At 52.8% G+C, this 20,884-nt stretch carries 11 protein-coding genes; 7 read left to right on the top strand and 4 right to left on the bottom strand.

Annotation, left to right across the window (positions count from 1 at the left end; translation table 11 throughout):
* Window positions 1-4: 4 nt before the first annotated feature.
* Entirely contained in the window at window positions 5-2,008 is a 2,004-nt protein-coding gene (locus ACFPMF_RS20440; protein WP_379848590.1) for a prolyl oligopeptidase family serine peptidase, read from the top strand.
* Between the two features lie 54 nt (window positions 2,009-2,062).
* Here ACFPMF_RS20440 and ACFPMF_RS20435 read toward each other — a convergent pair whose 3' ends face one another.
* From ACFPMF_RS20435 to ACFPMF_RS20425, 3 genes are all read right to left on the bottom strand, one after another.
* Window positions 2,063-3,334: a replication-associated recombination protein A gene (locus ACFPMF_RS20435; protein WP_379848589.1), complete on the bottom strand. Its 1,272-nt coding sequence runs from the start codon at window positions 3,332-3,334 to the stop codon at window positions 2,063-2,065.
* Between the two features lie 112 nt (window positions 3,335-3,446).
* Window positions 3,447-4,037: an RNA polymerase sigma factor gene (locus tag ACFPMF_RS20430; protein ID WP_038123154.1), complete on the bottom strand. Its 591-nt coding sequence runs from the start codon at window positions 4,035-4,037 to the stop codon at window positions 3,447-3,449.
* A gap of 158 nt (window positions 4,038-4,195) precedes the next feature.
* Window positions 4,196-5,983, bottom strand: a complete 1,788-nt coding sequence (locus ACFPMF_RS20425; protein ID WP_379848588.1) for an adenine deaminase — start codon at window positions 5,981-5,983, stop codon at window positions 4,196-4,198.
* Window positions 5,984-6,106: 123 nt separating this feature from the next.
* Between ACFPMF_RS20425 and ACFPMF_RS20420 the strand changes: the two genes are divergently transcribed.
* The 4 genes from ACFPMF_RS20420 (at window position 6,107) to ACFPMF_RS20405 (ending at window position 13,926) form a co-directional block, all read left to right on the top strand.
* Window positions 6,107-7,774, top strand: a complete 1,668-nt coding sequence (locus ACFPMF_RS20420; protein ID WP_379848587.1) for a UxaA family hydrolase — start codon at window positions 6,107-6,109, stop codon at window positions 7,772-7,774.
* Between the two features lie 82 nt (window positions 7,775-7,856).
* On the top strand, window positions 7,857-8,630 hold the full coding sequence (locus tag ACFPMF_RS20415) for an SDR family NAD(P)-dependent oxidoreductase (protein WP_379848586.1): 774 nt from the start codon (window positions 7,857-7,859) through the stop codon (window positions 8,628-8,630).
* Between the two features lie 357 nt (window positions 8,631-8,987).
* Window positions 8,988-12,308 (top strand): SusC/RagA family TonB-linked outer membrane protein, encoded by a 3,321-nt coding sequence (locus ACFPMF_RS20410; RefSeq protein ID WP_379848585.1) that lies wholly within the window; start codon window positions 8,988-8,990, stop codon window positions 12,306-12,308.
* Window positions 12,309-12,327: 19 nt separating this feature from the next.
* Window positions 12,328-13,926, top strand: coding sequence for a SusD/RagB family nutrient-binding outer membrane lipoprotein (locus ACFPMF_RS20405; RefSeq protein WP_379848584.1), 1,599 nt, complete (start codon window positions 12,328-12,330; stop codon window positions 13,924-13,926).
* A 96-nt stretch (window positions 13,927-14,022) separates the two neighbouring features.
* Here the strand turns inward: ACFPMF_RS20405 and ACFPMF_RS20400 are convergent, their stop codons facing one another.
* Window positions 14,023-15,582, bottom strand: coding sequence for an FG-GAP repeat domain-containing protein (locus ACFPMF_RS20400; protein WP_379848583.1), 1,560 nt, complete (start codon window positions 15,580-15,582; stop codon window positions 14,023-14,025).
* A 546-nt stretch (window positions 15,583-16,128) separates the two neighbouring features.
* Here ACFPMF_RS20400 and ACFPMF_RS20395 point away from each other — a divergent pair.
* On the top strand, window positions 16,129-19,239 hold the full coding sequence (locus ACFPMF_RS20395) for a SusC/RagA family TonB-linked outer membrane protein (RefSeq protein ID WP_379848582.1): 3,111 nt from the start codon (window positions 16,129-16,131) through the stop codon (window positions 19,237-19,239).
* A 9-nt stretch (window positions 19,240-19,248) separates the two neighbouring features.
* Window positions 19,249-20,835 (top strand): SusD/RagB family nutrient-binding outer membrane lipoprotein, encoded by a 1,587-nt coding sequence (locus ACFPMF_RS20390; RefSeq protein WP_379848581.1) that lies wholly within the window; start codon window positions 19,249-19,251, stop codon window positions 20,833-20,835.
* Window positions 20,836-20,884 lie beyond the last annotated feature (49 nt).

Here is a 20,884-nt window from a genome sequence, read left to right as displayed (position 1 = left end):
ACGCATGAGATCCATTTTCTTTCTTTGCCTGCTAACGGGCACTGTCCTGGGGCAACCACCTGTCAAACGCCCGATTCAACCAGCCGACATTCTTCGACTTCAGACGATCAACGACCCACAGGTATCGCCCGATGGCGCCTGGATAGCGTATACGCTATCGTCGGTCGACAAGGAAAAAGACAAGCGGAACACCGACCTCTGGATGATCAGCTGGGATGGCAAACAGTCGGTGCAGCTGACGAATGGCCCCGAGGGCGAATCGTCGCCCCGCTGGAGCCCGGATGGGCGGTTTTTGTCGTTTGTGGCGACGCGTAACGGAGACAAAGACTGTCAGTTGTGGCTGCTTGACCGGCGGGGAGGAGAAGGTAAAAAAGTGACCGAGCTCAAGGGCGAACTCGAAGAATATGAATGGGCCCCCAACGGCAAAACGCTGGCGCTGGTCATTCGGGACAAGGATTATTCGGATTCGGCGAAAACCAAAATCCGGAAACCGTACGTCATCGACCGCTACCATTTCAAGGAGGACACCAAAGGCTACCTCGATCGGCGGGCGGCTCACCTGTATCTGTTCGATGTGGATACCCGCAAACTCGATACCTTGACGAGCGGTACGTACGATGAATCGTCACCGGTTTGGTCGCCCGACAGCAAGCAAATTGCTTTCGTTAGTAACCGCACGGCCGATCCCGACAAAAATGAGAATACCGATCTGTTCGTTATCGATGCCCGACCCAAGGCCACAGCGAAGCAGTTGACAACCTGGGCGGGTTACGACCGGAGCCCGGTCTGGAGTCCCGACGGGCTGCAGATCGCGTACCTGCGTTCGACGGCGGCTACCCCTTTTATCATGTATGATCAGCCGGTTTTGGCCCTGCTTTCGCCCAACGGCGGGGAGCCTAAGCTGCTCTCGGCAGCGCTGGATCGCCCGGTTCGGAATCCGCGCTGGTCGCCCGACGGGAAGTCGATTGCGGTTTTGGTCGATGATGACCGGCGGACCTACGTGGGCGCGTACGACCTGGCAACCGGTCAGCTCAGCCGGTTGGCCGGGGGCGACTGTGCGTTTGCCGATCTGGAGCAAAACCCGAAAGGCGGTTGGGCTACCTTGATGAGTAAACCGCAGTTACCGGCAGAAATTTACGTTGTTGAAAAAGGCGAAACCCGCCGGTTGACCACGATTCAGGATGATTTTGTGGCACCCCTTATGCTGGCGAACGTGGAAGGGTTTACCTCACGCAGCAAGGATGGAACGCAGGTATCCAATATGCTGTTCCGGCCCGCTCACGTTCCGGCGGGGCAGAAACTACCGACGATCCTGTTCATTCACGGTGGTCCGGTTGGGCAGGATAATTTCGGTTTTGACCTCTCGCGGCAGCTTCTGGCGGGGGGCGGTTTTGTCGTAGCCGGGGTCAATTACCGGGGCAGCAGCGGGCGCGGGCTGGCGTTCTGCAAAGCTATTTATGGAGACTGGGGGAATAAGGAAGTGGTTGATATTCTGGGGGCTACGGATTATCTCGTTGCCAATGGTATTGCCGATCCGGCCAGGCTGGGCATCGGTGGATGGAGTTATGGCGGGATTCTGACCAACTACACCATCACGACCGATCAACGGTTTAAGGCAGCTGCCAGCGGAGCCGGAAGCTCGTTGCAGATAACCATGTACGGATCCGATCAATACGTCAACCAATACGAAAATGAATTGGGGCTTCCCTGGAAAAATACCGATAAATGGCTGAAAGTGTCGTTTCCATTCCTGAAAGCCGACCGCATCAAAACACCGACGTTATTTATGGGGGGCGAAAAAGATTTTAACGTGCCCATTGCCGGCAGTGAGCAGATGTATCAGGCGCTGCGTTCGCTGGGCGTTCCGACGCAACTCATCGTCTACCCGAATCAGTTTCACGGCCTTTCGGTTCCGAGTTACCAGGTCGACCGGTTTGATCGCTACCTGAAATGGTTTGATCAGTACCTGAAAACCTCCGTGGCGGTTCTGGAACCCCAAAAACCGTAAGGCTAACCGACTCGCCGGTTTTTCTTCTAAAAACCGGCGAGTAATTGGGTTGTTTTAGTAGTCATACCACTCACCCCACCAGCGTTGGAGCTGCTTCCGGATTTCGTTTTCGCGGGCATTCTGGCCGGGTTCGTAAAGTTTGGTGCCTTTCAGGTCGTCGGGCAGGAAATTCTGCGGAGTAAAATTGCCTTCAAAATCGTGCGCGTACTGGTAATTTTGGCCGTAACCAATCTGTTTCATCAGCTTCGTGGGAGCATTGCGCAGGTGTAGCGGCACGGGTTGATCGGCGGTTTTCTCGGCCAGGGCCATCGCATCGTTGATGGCCACGTAACTTGCGTTACTTTTGGGGGAGGTTGCCAGGTAAACCGCCACTTGCGACAACACGATCCGGCATTCGGGATACCCGATGGCTTTCACGGCCTGTATGGCGTTGGTGGCCATGATGATGGCCGTCGGGTTGGCGTTTCCAATGTCTTCTGAAGCCAGAATCAGCATCCGGCGGGCGATAAATACGGGATCTTCCCCCGCGACCATCATGCGGGCCATCCAGTACAAAGCCGCGTTGGGATCGCTGCCGCGCAGGGATTTGATGAAGGCCGAAATGATGTCGTAATGCTGTTCGCCGGATTTGTCGTACCGTGCAATCTGCTGCTGGGCTACGGTGGTTACCAGCTCATCGTCGAGGGTCATCTCCTGGTTATCCGGACGCGACGTAACCACTAATTCCAGCAAATTCAGGAGTTTACGGCCATCACCGCCCGAAAGCCGCATCAGCGCGTCGTACGATTGAATGGTGATTTTTTTCGCTTTGAGGTAACTGTCTTTCTGCAAGGCGTTGTCGACCAACTGCTTCAATTCATCGACCCCCAGTGACTCCAGAATATACACCTGGCAGCGGGATAAAAGGGCCGAATTGACTTCAAACGAGGGATTTTCGGTGGTGGCACCGATTAGGGTAATCGTGCCCTTCTCAACGGCTCCCAGCAGCGCATCCTGCTGGCTTTTATTGAAGCGGTGAATTTCATCAATGAAGACGACGGGCGGGAACAGTCCTGACGGGCGGCTCAATACGTCACGAATGTCTTTAACGCCCGAACTGATGGCGCTCAAACTGAAAAAAGGCCGTTTGGTGGCTTCTGCAATCAGTTGAGCGAGGGTGGTTTTGCCAACCCCCGGCGGCCCCCACAAAATCATGGAAGGAATGCGGTTGGATTCGATCGCCCGTCGTAACGCCCGGCCGGGGCCAATCAGTTTTTGCTGACCAATGACATCGTCGAGGGTGCGCGGGCGCATCCGTTCGGGGAGGGGCGTGGTAATCGGGTTCATGCAGGATTTGCTGTTTGGCGTTTGTCGATTCGGGGTACAAAGGTAGAGAACCTGAAACGGTAAACGCCAAACAGCGGGCAATAGTTAAACCCGTTGAGCCGAAAAAGGGCGGTTAAAGGACCACCTTCTCCGGCGAAATGTATTTTTTAAGATTGGTCAACGCGCCGAAAATCAGGTTGTAAACCGACTGGATATTGATCTGCATCAGCGACGAGATTTCTTCGTTGCTCAGATTCTGGTAATACCGCAGATAAACGGCTTCGCGCTGACGGCGGGGGAGCTTTTCGATGGCTTTGGCGACACAGGAGTTGACGTGGTCGTCCTCTTCGAAGGAAATCAGCGTCGATTCGTGGGACGGGGCACAGCCCGGGAGCCATTCCCGGTCATTTTCCACGTCGTCCTGGCTGCTGAATTTCATCTCGGCGTTCAGGTGGCGAACCAGCTTGCGCTTGATCGACGCCATCAGGTAAAACCGGACGGAAGTAGTCTGGCCGATGGTTTGCCGGTGTTTCCAGAGCTCAACAAACAGGTCGTGAATGCAATCCTTGATTAAAGCCCGATCGGCGGTGAAGTGGGCGCAGTAGTGATAGAGAACCTGCACATATTCCTTATAAAGCCGGGCAAAAGCCACTTCATCGCCACTCCGGAACTGATCCCAGAGTTGCTCTTCGTCTATACCGGACGGGGTGCGGTAACGAGGCATAATAATGGTTTAGGATGGGTCAATACAAAGCACTCGATGTACGGAATGTAAACTTATTAACAAAACTTGTTAATAAAAAAAGTTGGGACTTTTTTTTACAAAAACTTGTATAAATAGGATTATTTTTATTTTAGTATGCAAGCATACGACCCCGGTTTTTAGGGCGCCATCAAGGGCGTAAATCGGAAGTTTTGCCCGTCAAATAGTCCTTTGTCGCTGAGTTTCAGGGATGGAATGACCAGCAGCGCCATGAAGGACAACGTCATAAACGGGGAGGTCAGTGTGCTGCCCAATTCATTCTTTACAAACCGGTCAATCGTGGTGTATTGGTCAGCGACGGTGTATCCATCACCATCAGTCATCAACCCGGCGATGGGCAATGGGAGTAATTGACAAGTAGCCGGGTCGGCAACCGCACTTAACCCGCCTTTGGCTTCGATGACCAGATTGACCGCCTGGCAGAGGCTCTCATCGTCGCAGCCGACGGCAACGATATTGTGCGAATCGTGTCCGACCGACGAAGCAATCGCGCCTTTTTTCAGGCCAAAATTTTTGATAAATGCCAGGGCAGGAGCCGTATTCTGGTAGCGGTTGACGACGGTTATTTTTAAAATATCCCGCGCAACGTCCGCAACAAGGCGGTTTTCCGAAAGGGTCGGGGGAAGCAACAAACGATTGGTGATTAATTGCCCGTCCAGGGCTTCGATCACCCGAAGCTGCTTTGGATGGGTCAGCTGAGTCAGATTTGCAATCCGACTCGCAGCTGCCGTGGATTTTGAATCTGCTGGCTCGTCAGATGCATTGTTGCCTGCTGATTGTAAATCAGCGGCAGTTTTGGATGCGGATTGCAAATCCGCATCAGCATTCTGATCCTCCTTCTCCAGCCACACCGCAAAATCCGCCGGTTTTTTCGGCAGGCAATGGAATTGATTGACGTGTTCGCTGCGTAAATCCGGCAAGTGAGAAATTCCGTTTTCGGCGACCACTTCGCCCTGGATGACGGTTTTCAGGACGGAGAAAACCGCCAGATCGTCCACCAGAATGAAATCGGCAGGGTCGCCCTCGCGCAGCAGGCCAACGGGCAGACGGTAGTGTAAAACCGGGTTCAGACAGGCCGCCCGCAAGACATGGAACAACTCCTGGCCCTGGGCCAGCGCCCGTTTCACCAGTTGGTTGATGTGGCCTTCAACCAGACTATCGGGGTGCTTGTCGTCGGAGCAGAACATGATTTTTTCCGGAAAATCGCGCAGCAGCGGAATCAGGGCGTCGAAATTTTTGGCCGCGCTGCCTTCCCGGATGAGAATATTCATGCCGCGTTGTACTTTGTCCAGTCCTTCGTCGTACGTAAAACATTCGTGGTCGGTGCTCATCCCGGCGTCGATGTAACGCTGGGCGTCGTCTCCCCGCAAACCGGGGGCGTGCCCGTCGATGGGCTTGTTAAAGGCTTGGGCGAGTGCAATTTTGGCCATCACCTCAGGGTCGTTGTGCAGAACCCCCGGAAAATTCATCATCTCGGCCAGATAGCCTATTTCTTTCAATCCGAGTAATCTTCTTAGATCCCGGACGCCGATGGTGGCTCCGGCGGTTTCGAACGAGGTGGCCGGCACGCAGGAAGGGGCTCCGAAACAGAATTTGAACGGGGTTCGCTGGCCGTCGGCAATCATGTATTCGACGCCCTTAACGCCGAGAACGTTCCCGATTTCGTGGGGGTCCGATACGGTCGCGACCGTTCCGTGCACCACGGCCAGCCGGGCAAACTGGGCGGGCGTGAGCAGGGAACTTTCAATATGGACGTGGGCATCGACAAAACCGGGGAGCAAATAGGGTTCGCCCGATCGTTCGGGCCCTAGTTCGTTAATGTGATAAATCCGGCCCTGCTCAATAGTCAGCTGGCTGAAACGGATCGTTCGGTCGAAAAGATTAAGGAGATTGCCGGAAACTTGCATGTATGGGTAAAGAATCTTGCTTTTTTTCTTTCAATATTAGTGATAATTCACAGACTTTTGTCCCCGAATTCAACCGTGATTCGAAGGGTCGGAGTCGCGACCTTATTCCTACTCGTTATAACTATGCAGCATAAAGTTCTGAAAGTACACCCCGCCGATAATGTAATTGTTGCCCTCCAGAATTTCCAGCCCGGTGAACAGATTGATTTTGAGGGACAAACCTATACGTTGCCGGTCGGCGTCGGGATCAAACATAAATTTGTGACCGAAGATTTGAATACGGGGGACTCGGTTATTATGTACGGCGTCCTGGTTGGAAAGGCCACGCAACCCATCAAACGCGGGGAGCCGATTACCACCTTCAACCTCAAACACGATTCGGACGAATACGGAATTGAGAAAAAACAACCGTATTCCTGGCAACCGCCCGATGTGTCGGCCTGGCAAAACCGGACGTTCATGGGCTACCACCGCGCCGATGGCATGGTCGGAACGGCGAACTACTGGCTGGTAGTGCCGCTGGTTTTTTGCGAAAACCGCAATATCCTGATTCTGAAAGATGCCTTCGAGCGGGAGTTGGGCTATGCCCAGTCGGAAATTTACCGGGAGCAGGTGCACGAACTGCTGCAACTCTACAAGGCCGGTGAAGTGGATAAGGTGCATAAAATGGAGCCGTTTGCGGATCCTTCGATCATGCGGACCCTCGAAGAACCGACGGTCAAGCGGCCCTTCAAAAACATCGACGGCATCAAATTTCTGACGCACGAAATGGGGTGCGGAGGAACGCGCCAGGATTCAGAAGCCCTTTGCGGTTTGTTTGCCGGTTTTATCAATAATCCCAACGTGGTGGGCGTCACGGTGTTGAGCCTGGGTTGTCAGCATACGCAGACGTCGATGCTGGAGGACGAGGTTCGGAAACGCAATCCGAAATTCAACAAACCCATGCTGATTTTCGAACAGCAGGAGGGCACCGAATTCGCCATGCTGACGAATGCCATTCGCGAAACCTTCCTCGGCCTGATCGAAGCCAACAAAATCGAGCGCCAGCCAGCGCCATTGAGCAAACTGACGGTTGGGCTGAAATGCGGTGGTTCCGACGGTTTTTCGGGCCTGTCGGCCAATCCGGCGGTCGGGCATTTGTCGGATATTCTGGTGACGCTGGGGGCTAAAACCGTGCTGGCCGAATTTCCGGAACTGAACGGTGTGGAGCAGGAACTGATCAACCGCGCCACCTCGGACGAGAAAGCGTTGAAATTCATTCATCTGATGCGGGATTATTCGGCCAAAGCCGAAGCCGTAGGGTCCGGTTTTGACATGAATCCGTCGCCGGGCAACATCCGCGATGGGTTGATCACCGACGCTATTAAATCGGCGGGGGCCGCCAAAAAAGGCGGTACGTCGCCCGTTGCGGATGTTTTGAATTATACCGAACCGGCCACTACGCCTGGTTTGAGCCTGTTGTGTACGCCCGGTAACGACGTGGAAGCCACTACGGGGATGGCCGGTTCGGGCACGAATATTATTCTGTTTACCACCGGTTTAGGGACTCCGACGGGGAACCCGATTTGCCCGGTTGCCAAAATTTCGACGAATACCGCGCTGGCTAAACGGATGCCGGACGTGATTGACTTCGACAGCGGACCGATTATCGAAGGCAAGGAAACGATTGAGCAGAACGCGGAAGCCATGCTCGAATACGTTATCCGGCTGGCCAGTGGCGAAGTCCGAACCAAAGCCCAGCAACTCGGCCAGGACGATTTCATTCCGTGGAAGCGGGGCGTTTCACTTTAGTTAACGAGAGAGTGAAAGAGTGAAAGAGCGAATTTACACTGCGCTCTTTTATTCTTTCGCACTTTCACTCTTTCATAAACCCATGTTCAGCTTAAACGATAAAGTTGCTATCATAACCGGTGGGGCCAGTGGGATTGGGCTGGCGATATCGCAGACCTTCGCACAGGCGGGGGCGCTGGTGCATATTCTGGAATTGAATGCCGATTTGGCCCGGCAGGTTGCCGAGGAAATCAATGCCAACGGCGGGCGGGCGCACGCCCACGCGGTCGATGTATCGAACCAGGCGCAGGTGGTAGAGGTGATCAATCAGATTGCCACGGGCGGGGCTATTCATATTCTGGTCAACAACGCCGGAATTTCGCATATCGGGACGGTGGAAACCACCACGGAAGCGGATTTCGACCGCGTCTTTACGGTGAATGTGAAAGGTGCTTACAACTGTCTGTATGCTACCGTTCCGCATTTAAAAGCCAATGGCGGGGGCGTGGTGCTCAACATGGCCTCGATTGCGGCCACGGTTGGCATCCCGGACCGGTTTGCCTATTCGATGACGAAGGGAGCGGTGGTATCGATGACGTTGTCGGTGGCCAAGGATTACCTGAAGCACAACATTCGCTGCAACTGTATTTCACCCGCCCGGGTGCATACCCCGTTCGTAGACGGTTTTCTGGCGAAGAATTACCCCGGTCGGGAAGCTGAAATGTTTGCCAAACTGGCCGCTACTCAACCGATTGGCCGCATGGCCAAACCGGCTGAAATTGCCGGACTGGCCTTGTACCTCTGCTCCGATGAAGCCGGTTTCATCACCGGCTGCGATTACCCCATCGACGGCGGTTTTGTACACCTGAATAATTAATCCCGTACACTATTTAGAAGAGTGGTTCGTGGAAAGTACCGGAAGGAATAACTTTCGGGCTTTTCATGAACCCTTTTCCGCTTTTAGCCCATTTGGCCGGACTGGGCCTGCCGGGTGTTTTCATCATTTTCAGGCGGTTACCTACAAAAACCGACCTCACCCAGCCCGCCTTTTCTTCTCCTGTTGGTCTTTCGGGCAATACGCAGAATTCCCTCTTGGCCTACCTCTATTTTTAACTATAATTTAAAGTTTTGACAATAATTAGCCAAATTATTTATTTAACGAAAGCCTATTTTTAAAAAAATTATTAATATTGTGGTTAATATCTAGTCAATTAAACTTCACTATCTTTATTTTATGTCAAAAAAATTACTCAGGCTTATTATCATGCTCCTGGTAATAAGCGGCCCCGCATTCGCTCAGACGATTACGGGAACTGTAACAGCAAGCAAGGATGGACAGCCTTTGCCAGGGGTTTCGATTGTTGTGAAGGGGACTACTTCGGGTACCTCGACTGATGCAAATGGTAAGTATAGTGTGTCCGCCAGCAAAAATGGAACGCTGGTTTTTTCTTTCATCGGTTATAAAACGCAGGAAATAGCCATCGCCAACCGGTCTGTTGTGGACCTTACGCTGGACGAAGAAGCTGGAGTGCTCGACGAGGTAGTCGTCACCGCTTTTGGGGTTTCGCAGGAAAAAAAGGCGTTGGGGTACGCTACGACGGTTGTTAACAACGAATCGCTGGTCAAAGCGGCATCGCCCAACTTTGCAACGGCCCTTTACGGAAAAGCTCCCGGGGTGGTTATTAACGCAACGCCGGGTGGGGCAACCAGTGCGGTTAGCATCAGCATCCGGGGTCTGACATCCATTACGGGAAACACGCAACCCCTGATTGTGATGGATGGTATCCCCATCCGGAACGGGGAGGCTCGCAACAACGATTACTGGGGCGACCAGCGTATACGCGGTAATGGTTTGCTGGATTTGAACCCGGCCGATATCGAAAACATCTCCATTCTGAAAGGTGCTTCGGCGGCCGCTCTGTACGGTTCTGAAGCCGTGAACGGGGTGGTGCTGGTGACGACGAAAAGCGGAAAAGGCAAAAAAGGACTAGGAGTTGATTTCAGTGCCAACTACAGTGTCGATAAAATTGCGTATCTGCCTCGTTATCAAAATGTTCGTGGACCTGGTTACATGCTGAACTACCTGGATGGTGGACAGGATGCCAACGGTTTTATCATGTATGATACGGATGGCGACGGCAAGGGTGATACCCGCGGTTTGCTGAATGCGTCGGTAAACTTCGGGCCGAAGTTTGACGGTCAGCCGGTAATGGCATTCGATGGCGTGGTTCGTCCGTACGTGGCTTCCAACAACAGCTATGCCGACCTGTTTGATAACGCCAGCAGTTCAAACATCAACCTGGCGGTTTCGAAAGCAACGGATAATTCGAACCTGCGGTTTTCGTACACGCGTCAGGATAACGGCATGATCAGCTACAATGCAAAAAACAGCAAGAACATCATGAACCTGAACTCGAGCTTCTCTATTAATCCGAAGCTGCGGACCGAGTTGATGGTGAACTTTGTGAATCAGTATACGCACAACCGCCCCTACAAAGTGGATCGGATGATCAACAACTTTACGGGGATGATGAACCGCTTTGAATCCGCTGACTGGTATTTCAACAAGTACCAGACCAGCCAGGGCTACAAGTTTGTAACCGGAACCAACCAAAGCCTGACCCCGGAAGAAAACATCATTCGGAACGGTTTCAAGGCAGATATCGGGGATTACGTATGGAGCACCCGGGCGAACACGTATGATGAATACAGCAACCGCGTGATTGCCAGCCTGACCCAGCACTGGGATATTATCGAAGGGCTGAACCTGCGCGGCCGGATTGCGACCGACATGACCTCGGAGCGGATTGAAGATAAAAAGCGGAGCGACCGACCCCTGGCGTTTGGTTACTCAGGAGAGTTCCGGATGGACAACAATCTGTACAACAGTGTCTACGGAGATGCCTTCCTGACGTATACCCGCAAACTGAACGAGGCCATGACGCTTTCGGCCCGAGCCGGTTATACCGCCCGCAAGGACCTGAATACGTTTCTGAGCCGTTGGACGAATGGCGGTCTGAGCACGGAGAACTTCTTCGACATTTCGGCTTCCGTCAATACCGCCGGTGGTCAGAACACCCGCTACCGGTCCGTCCGGGATGCGTACATGGGATCGGTAAACTTCGATTATAAAAACTTCCTGTTTGTGGAAGGAACGATCCGTCGGGACCGCACTTCAACGCTGGCTCCGGGTAACAATGCGTTTACTTATCCTTCCGTCAACGCCAGCTTGGTATTCAGTGATTTCCTGGACTTGCCAGCAGCCTTTACCTACGGAAAACTGCGGGCGTCTTACGGGATTGTGGGGAACTATCCGGAAATTTACCGGGCCAACAACGCTTACAGCCAGGGCAACCTGAGCCTGCAGCAGGCCGGTGGTAGCTCCGTCCTGTACACGACGATCAGCAGCGAGTACGGCAATGACAAAATCCGGCCGGAGCAGAAACGCGAGTATGAGTTCGGTCTGGAAGCCCGGTTTTTCAGAAACCGCCTGAGCGCCGATCTCTCGTATTACAATGCCCAGATCGTTGACCAGATTCTGCCGTTGACCATTGCGGCTACTTCGGGCGCGAAAACGGTACTGGCCAACATTGGTACCCTGCGTAACCAGGGTCTGGAACTGCAACTGAACTACGCGCCAATTCGCGGCAAAAACGATGACCTGAACTGGGACATTACGCTGAACCTGGCTAAGAATAGCAATAAGGTCGAAAAACTGGCCAACAACTCCACCGAACTGCTGCATGCCGATTACGACGGGAACGCGGCTCAGCTGCGCTCAGTCGTCGGTCGTCCAATGGGTGATATTTACGTACACGGAATCCTGAAAGATGCACAGGGCCGGAATGTAGTAGGAGCGAATGGTCTGTATCAGCTGGATGCCGACAACTGGATTAAAGCCGGAAACGCCATGCCGAAACTGACGGGTGGTTTGATCAACAACTTCTCATACAAAGGTTTCAACCTGGATCTGGTGGCCGATTTCCGGTTTGGGGGACACATTATGCCAACGGGTATCAACTGGATGACGTCCCGCGGATTAACCGAGGAAAGCCTGAACGCCATGGATAAAGAACACGGTGGCTTGAGCTATTACATCGATGCGAACGGCAAAGGCGTTCAGACGACGGCGGCTACGGGTCCTAACGGTCAGGTGGTGTACCACGACGGGATGCTGATGGAAGGCGTACTGGCCAACGGCGAAACCAACACGAATGTTGTGCCCCAGGCAACGTATTACAATGCTACCTACAACTGGGGTGGACCGCAGTACGGAAATGCCCGGTATGAGCTTTTTGTGAAGGAGAATACCTACATTAAAATGCGTGAGATTTCATTTGGCTACCGGATTCCGGCCAACATCACCCGCCGGATTGGTACGCAGAACCTGAACGTATCGGTATACGGTCGTAACCTGTTCTTTTTCTACCGGACCATCAAGGATCTGGATGCTGAACAGACCAACTCCAGTACCCGGTGGGTTGACAACATCAGCAACGCAGGAAACAACCCGTCGTTCCGTACGATGGGGGTAATGTTGAGAGCCAGCTTCTAATTTTAACGCAATCATGAAAATGAAAAAAATATCACTCGTATTAGTTGCAGGGCTTTTGCTGGGAACCATTTCCTGCAAGGAGTCTGAATTTACGGAAGCTTACCCAGACCCGGCTAAAATCGCTGAATCAACGGTTGAAAAGCAGTTTACCGGCGTCATTTATGCCAGCCGTGACTACGTATTACCGGCATACCGGCACTATTTTGTGACCCTGAGAACGTCGATCAATCACTATACCCAGGCTACGGGCTGGATCAACGAACCCGCACAGTATGTGCCGGGGTCTTCGGGGATTGAGGATGTGTGGTACAATTATTATAACGTGCTGGCGCAGTACCGCGAACTGCAAAAAATCTATAACTCAAAGCCTGCAGACCAGCAGAAGGATCGCCGGATTTTCATGCTGGCAGCCGCGATTTACGTGTATGATTACACGCAACGCATGGTGGATGTGCATGGTTCGATTCCGTTTAGTGAAGCCGGAATGCTGAGCACCAACGGGGGAGAGTATGCTTCTTCTTCGGCTAAATTCGATACCGCAGAAGGAATCTATACGTTCATGCTGGACGATCTGAAAAGCATCGCTGCCGAGTTGAACACCATTACCCTGAATGCGGGTTATCAGAAATCGTTCCAGACCCAGGATTTTCTGAACAAGGGTGATCTGACTGCCTGGAAACGGTACTGTAACTCACTGCGCCTGAGAATGCTGAACCGGGTTTCGGATGTGGATAGCTTCAAGTCGCGTTCCAACACCGAAATGGCTGAAATTCTGGGCAATGCAGCCACCTATCCGATTGTTGAAACCAACGCTCAGAACATCCAGATGAACGTGTATGATATCAACACGGATATCAATTCAAAAGGATTCCGGGATGGATTGGAGTCAACGGACTGGTTTGGTAACACCGCCGGGAAAGCGATGATCGACCACATGAACACCAACAAAGATCCGCGGTTGCCGATTCTGTTTGAGCCGGGTGCCAATGCCGCTGGTGTGTACGCTGGAATTGACCCGCTGGGTACGGAAGCCACGCAGCGCGCTGAGTATAATGCCGGAAAAATTGCGATCTATAACCGGTATACCCTGAGCCGTAACCAGTTTTTCCCCGGTATCCTGATCAATGCTCCGCAAATGAACCTGATCAAAGCGGAATATTACCTGCGTACCAACAACGATGCACGGGCCAAAACCGCCTACGAAACCGCCATCGAACAATCGGTTCAGTTCTATAACGGTATTTTAGCATTGACCAACGCTGAAGGAATTACCGGCGTGGCGAAACCAACACCCGCAACGGCCGCTTCCATCACGGCTTACATCGCGGGTAAAGGGGTGAGTTGGAGTAGCGCAGCGAACAACGCTGACAAACTGAAACTGGTTGCGACGCAGAAATGGCTGCATTACAACCTGGTTCAGCCTTACGAAAACTGGGCGGATACCCGTCGGTTGGACTATCCGGCACTGAGCTTCGTGACTGACAATGCCAACAACCAGACGCTGCCACCGGTACGCTGGACGATTCCCGGCAACGAAATCACGTACAATGCTGCGAATTACGCGGCTGTGAGAGCGTCGGATAACCTGAAAACCAAGATTTTCTGGGATGTAAAGTAAGCATAAACGATGAGTCGCTGTGTGATCAGCGACTCATCCCAATAAAACAGGGAGAGGCAGGCCGGTCGGTCTGCCTCTCCCTGTTTATGAGCGGTTCTATTTTTTCTGATTCTCCAGCACGAGCAGTTGCGGAAAGGAGGTGATTCCCCTGAAAAGTAACTGGGTCATTTCACCAACCGTGTGAAAGTAGGAGCCCAGCACAATATCAAGGTCGCCATCCTGATCAACGTCAGCGGCTTCCATCGTCAGCCATTTGCCAAAAGCGGCTTCCGGCGTACTAAATGGTTTGAAGTTCAGGCGACCTTCGTTGGAGAGATAAATAAAGCTTTGTTCGGGCTGGGCCAGATTGGCATAGAAGGAAGTGGCCGCAATGTCGAGATCGCCGTCCTGATCAAAATCACGGGCAACGGCTTTGCTGGCACCGTAAAGGGGATAAAACCAGGCTTCTTTGAAGTTGTTCTTCCGGTCGTTCAGAAAAATGCGTACGCCGTGGTAGTTTTTTTGGGTTGCCGAGTAATCCCAGTTATCGCCATTGGTTAGCAGAATATCCTGAAAACCGTCTTTGTTAAAATCGACGAGTTCGAAATAACTGGCGCCAAACAGGGGCGAAAACTGCAAGACGGTTTTCTCTTTAAACGTTCCGTTTCCCTGATTATAAAAAATGACGACTTCTTCCCGCGCCTGAGCCATCAGTACCATGATATCCGGTTTTTTATCCCGGTTCAAATCGGCAATCTCCACTTTTCGGGCACCGGGAAACGCTTTCAGAATGTGTTCTTTGGTAGGGTCAAAACCGTCGTACCAGAACAGTTTGCCCGCGTTATTGCCAAAACCGCAAATGACCACATCTTCTTTGCCATCGCCGTTCAGATCGCCGGAGGCAAATTGCACCGGCCGGGGCAACCCCCGGATATTCACAACGGAAGAACCGGGTTTGGTGGCTTTTTCGAGCGTCATGAGCCGGCCCAGGCGCTGGTCGGAAGGACTGAAAATACCGATCGTCAACAGGCGCGGAGCCGCATTCTTCGGAAAATCAAGGTCGGTCGGGGGCGTATCAATCCACCAGGTAGCCTGGGGTTGCAACTGCCGGTCGAGTACATAAAGTGCATTCTGGGCATCGCCCACGTAGAGTTGGGCGGTATTTGGGTCGTACTTCAGAAGGGTGGTTTGCGGTACCTGTTTATCACCAACGGTTAGTTCCTTCGCTTTGAACAGCGGAAGGTGCGGAGTAATGGGGGCAGAGGGCTTCTGGGGTAACGGTTCGGCGGGGGCGCTGATCTCGTAATAGCTGACAATTTTTTCCCACTCATCGACCGAAATCTGGGCGGTTTCGGGGTAAATAGTTAGTTCGGCAATGGCCTGCTCTTCTTCGGGAGAAAGCGGTTTCAGGGTATCCTGGCCGGGCAGTTTGAGGCCCAACCGCAGGGCCATATTCGGGAGCACACCGGTCAGCCAGGTTTTTTTGTCCAGCAGGTGGGGCTCCGGAAAGAGGTGGCAGTTGCCGCAATATTGCTGAGCCAGTTGCCGGCCCGCGCTCGAATCTGCGCTTCCGGTCTGACTGATAAATCGGGTTGCGGACGGTTTTTGGTCCACAAAAGCGAACGAAGCCGCCCAAAGAGCCACAAACACAAAGAGAGCGATTTTATGAAAAGGCATTAGAAATGCTGGTTGCTGGATAAACAGCAAAGTTACGTTTTTCGAACGTCGCTCACTTTGCTCATTCCAGAGAAAAGCAGCCGTTTTTGACGCCGATCCGGCGCTGAGGAAACCTTTCCTTTGCTCACGAAAATAGACGCTATCGGGTGCGCATCGTCTTTATTGGAATAATGCTAATTGCCGTCGCCCATCCTTTCAGTGGGAAATTCTCCATGTATGCGGCTTTTTTTACCAAATAGCAGTATGGCAGGTTTGGTGCTATTTGATAATCCCTATTTGGTATGGGAACAATCTAAATTTAATATTAATTTAAAATTAATCGTACGATTAATAAATTTTTTAAAAAAGGAATATATTTGCAGTTGTTTCCCCATTAGGCCGAATCTTCTTTGGTGTTTTAAAAATTTTCCAGCAAAATCTACAGTAGTACGGGAGTTTTGTTTGTCTGAAACCTGAAAAGTACGAGTGTTAATTTATATTTTTCAAAGTTTAGTCGAATGCCCTGTTTTTTCATATTTCACCTAAAAAATCTTAATAATGAAGTTTATGAAACAAAAACTACTGAAAACCTGCTTACAGGTTTTTGTCTTTTTTGGTGCCTGGCTGTTAGTTGCCGCTTCGCCTTCCTATGCCGTGGATAAAGAAGTGACGGGGACGGTGTCAGACGAAAAGGGCAACGGGTTGGCGGGTGCCACCGTAACTATTAAGGGAACCACGAGGGGGACCAATACAAACGGTGAGGGAAGTTTTCGGCTGGTGGTTCCCGACGGCAACGCAGTTCTGGTGGTCTCGTACATTGGGTACGCCAAGCAGGAGATTACGGTGGGGAACCAGTCCGTGATTAATGTACAGCTGCAACCGGGTGAAGGCACGCTGCAAGAAGTGGTTGTGACGGCCCTGGGGATCAAGCGTGATACACGCGCTCTGGGGTATTCGGTAACGACGATCGAATCGTCGGCCCTGAACCAGGCCCGCGAAACCAACGTCATCAACTCCCTGCAGGGCCGCGTGGCGGGTCTGAGCATTACCCCCGGAACCGGTGGGCCGGGTTCGTCGTCGCGGATCAACCTGCGCGGGGTCAGCAACTTCAGTGGAGGAAGCCCGCTATTCGTTATCAACGGGGTGCCGATGGACAACACCTCCCGCGGAAACGCCGGGGAGTGGGGGGGCAGCAACAACGGGGACGGGATTGCGAACATCAACCCGGACGACATCGAAACGATGACGGTCCTGAAAGGAGCAACCGCAGCCGCCCTGTATGGTACGCGGGCGGCCAATGGGGTTATTCTGATTACAACGAAAGGCGGTACCAAAAACTCCGGTCTGTCGGTGGAGTACAATGGGAATATCCAGTTCGATAAGGTGATCAACTGGACCGATTATCAGTATGTATACGGACAGGGTACCCAGAACAAACGGCCAACGGATGTGAACAGCGCCCGCAACTCCGGGATTTACAGCTGGGGGGAAAAAATGGACGGCGCCATGTACACGCAGTTTGATGGCAAACAATATCCGTATTCACCGGTGAAGGACAATATCGAACAGTTTTACCGGACGGCACCAACCCTGACCAACACCGTGGCCATGTCGGGTGGAAATGATCAAACCAGTTTCCGCCTTTCCCTGTCGTCGATGGATGCGCAGGCAACGGTGCGAAACAGCGGAATAAAACGGAAAACCATCAACCTGAGCGTCAATCAGAAGGTAACGGAGAAGTTCGATGTAACGGTGATGGGGAACTACATCGATCAGCAGGACAGCAACCGGCCGGCGCTGAGCGATGCGCCCCAGAACCCGAACTACGGAATTATGTTGCTGGCGACGAGCTTCAACCAGGTGGCCCTGAAACCGGGTTATGATCCGTTGACCGGCAATGAGTTGACATTCAGCGATGATACGTACAAAACGAACCCCTGGTTTGTGGTCAATCAGTACCGCAGCAAACTGGATCGGAAACGGTTGATCTCGGCGCTAACTGGTAAATACCAGTTTGCCGACTGGATTTATCTGCAAGGTCGCGTGGGGTATGATGTCATCAATGATGGCAGTTTTAGCGTAACGCCCTACGGGACCGCCTACTCCCGGCTGGGCAGTGTCAACAATGGCAAGGAACAGCGGCACGAAATGAACATCGACGGCTTGTTGGGCATCAACCGAAAAATCGTTACCGATCTGAACCTGAACGTGGCACTGGGTGCCAACCTGCGGAAAAACAAGTTCGAAAGCGTTGGCGTTTCGGGCGGAAGTCTGAGCATTCCGTACCTGTACACGCTGTCGAACACGCTGACCAAGGGACAGTCGTATGGGTACAACGAGCGGCAGGTACAGTCGGCCTATTACACGGCGGATTTTGATTACAAAAACTTCCTGACGCTGTCGACGACCGGCCGTTACGACGTGTATTCAACGCTCCCGGCGGCTAACCGCGGCATTTTTGCTCCCTCGGTATCGGCCAGCTTTGTGTTTTCGGAGTTAATGAAAAACCGGGTGCTGGAGTTTGGGAAGCTGCGGGCTTCCTACGCCCAGACCAGTGGTGAAGCCTTCGACGCTTACCTGACGAGCCAGTATTATTCGTTGGGAAATACCTACAACGGAATTCCCCAGGGCGGTTTTAGCTCACAATTGCCGAACCTGAACCTGAAGCCGTTCCGACTGACGGAATTTGAAGTCGGTTTTGAAACCAGATTCCTGCAAAACCGGCTGGGTATTGACTTTGCGTACTTCAACCGGGTGACCAATGATGAAATTGTGAGCGGTCCGTTGTCACCAACTACGGGTTATACCTCGCGGGTGTTGAACCTGGGATCGACGAAAAATACCGGGATTGAGTTGCTGATCACGGGAACGCCCGTCGTGAGCAAGTCCTTCAAATGGGATGTTTCGTTTAACATCACTAATGTAAAAAACACCATTGTCAGGATCGATGGGGATGGTCCGGATGCTACCCAGACCCTCGGTTTGGGAACCTACCGCCCGTTGAACGGAAACATTGCTCATGTGAAGGGTATGGCGGCTGCGCAGGTAATGGCCTATGATTACAAATACAACGCCAACGGCCAGGTTATTATCGGTGCCAACGGGGTTCCGGAACGAGGAGACCTGAAGCCGATGGGGTCGGCGATTCCAAAAGTATACGGCGGTTTGAACAACAGCCTGAATTACGGCAACGTTTCGCTGTCGTTCCTGTTCGACTACAAGTTTGGAGCGAAAGTACTTTCGGCCACCAATCACTACTCCATCGTGGACGGGTTGAACAAAATGACGCTGGAAGGCCGCGAAACCGGTGTTGTAGCCGACGGGGTGCTGGCAACGGGTGAGAAAAATACGACCAACGTTCCGGCGTATACGTACTACCCGGCTCTGGTGACCAACATCTCGAAGCTGAACGTATTCAATGCGGATTTCATCAAGCTGCGTCAGGTGGTTCTGACCTACCAGTTGCCCGACAAATGGTTCTCAGCGAGCAAAATGCCGTTCGAATCCATTTCGCTGTCGGCTGTTGGACGGAACCTCGCCACCTTGCTCAAACATACGGAGAACTTCGATCCGGAAGCCGGTTTTTCGTCCGACCTGCGTTATGCCGGGACGGAAGGGGCCCAGTTGCCTTCAACCCGCACGTTTGGCTTCACCTTGAACGCCCGCTTCAAAAAATAATTGAGAACCATGAAGAAAACATCCCTCTATATCGTTACACTGGTATTTCTCTGTGTAACAGCCTGTACCGACAAGTTTGACGAGATCAACACCGACCCGACCCGGTCGAGTGAGTCAACCTGGGACCCGAACTTCTTTTTGCCCAACGCCCAGATGACGTATATCAACCTGGGGTACGACGGTATTCTGTACCAGGCTACCGGCATGCAGGTGCTGGCGTCGACCTTCACCTATTACGGCAACGGCGACAAATACGTGAACACGCAGAACTCGACCAGTTACCAGGGAAGCTTGTTCAGCCGGGCGTATAGCATCGGTACGGTTCTGACCGAAATGATCAACCTCACCAAGGGCAAAGAGCAGTATGCTAATCTGTATAACATTGGCCGGATCATGCAGGCCATGAACATGCAGCGGGCCACGGATGTCTACGGCGATATTCCGTATTCGGAAGCGTTTAAAGTGAAAGAAGGCATCGCCAATCCGAAGTATGACACCCAGCAGTCAATTTACACCTCGATTCTGACGGAACTGGAGCAGGCAACGGCGGCTCTGGACCCGGCCAAACCGAAACCGACGGGCGATTTGTACTACGGGGGTGACATTGCCAAATGGAAAAAGCTCGGCTATTCGCTGATGCTGCGGGCGGCCATGCGATTAACGAAAGTGGACCCGGCTACCGCCAAAACCTGGGCCGAGAAAGCCGCAGCCGGGGGCGTATTTGCTTCGAACGAGGATAATGCGAAAGTGCTCACCGATCCTGCCAATGCCTCCTCCGGGATTTACAACGTCTATCAGGTGGCCGATGATTTCCGGGAGTTGCGGTGGTCGAAAACGTTCATCGACGCTCTGAAATCAACCAACGACCCCCGGCTGAGTGCCATTGCCGAAGTACCGCAGGCCGGTTTGGCCGCCAACCAGAACCAGACGCTAGTAGGCGATAATACACCGGCAATCCAGATGGGCCTGCCCAATGGATACGACCTGAGTGGTGGGGCACGTGATATTCGGACATCGGCCGGTTATCCCGGTGCTACCGGAACCGGGAATGATGTGGCGCCCCTGGGTAAGTATTCTAGAATGCGGATTTCGGTCTACCTGAAGCGCAACGGAACCCTGGAAACCTTCACCTACGCCCAGACCGAACTGCTGCTGGCCGAAGCCAAGGTGCGGGGCTGGAACGTACCGGGAACCGCGGCCGAGCATTATGCAAACGGCGTTACGGCGGCCATTACGTCCCTGGCGCAACTGGATGCAACAGCGGCCATTACGCCGGCGGTTGCGGCCGCTTTTGCGGCAGCCAATCCATTGACAACGACTTCGACGGAGGCCTCGCTGAAGGATATCAACACGCAATACTGGCTGGCTACGGGCACGTACGGCGATTATGTCGAAACCTGGATCAACTGGCGCCGGTCGGGCTATCCGGCCCTGACACCGGTTAATTACCCGGGCAACGTGACGAATGCCACGATTCCGCGTCGCATGATTTACCTGTCGACGGAAGTCATCACGAACAAAGCCAGCTATACCGAAGCCATCGGCCGGTTGACGGGGGGCGATTTGCTCACCAGCCGGGTTTGGTGGGATAAATAAGAAACGGGACGGACGGTAAGGCAGCAGGTGGTTGCCTTACCGTTTATTC

Origin of the sequence: Larkinella bovis (assembly GCF_042655385.1) — a bacterium.
GTDB classification, from domain to species: Bacteria; Bacteroidota; Bacteroidia; order Cytophagales; family Spirosomataceae; genus Larkinella; species Larkinella bovis.
The sequence above is the reverse complement of the archived record's forward strand: the minus strand, read 5'-3'. Positions and strand labels throughout refer to the sequence as shown.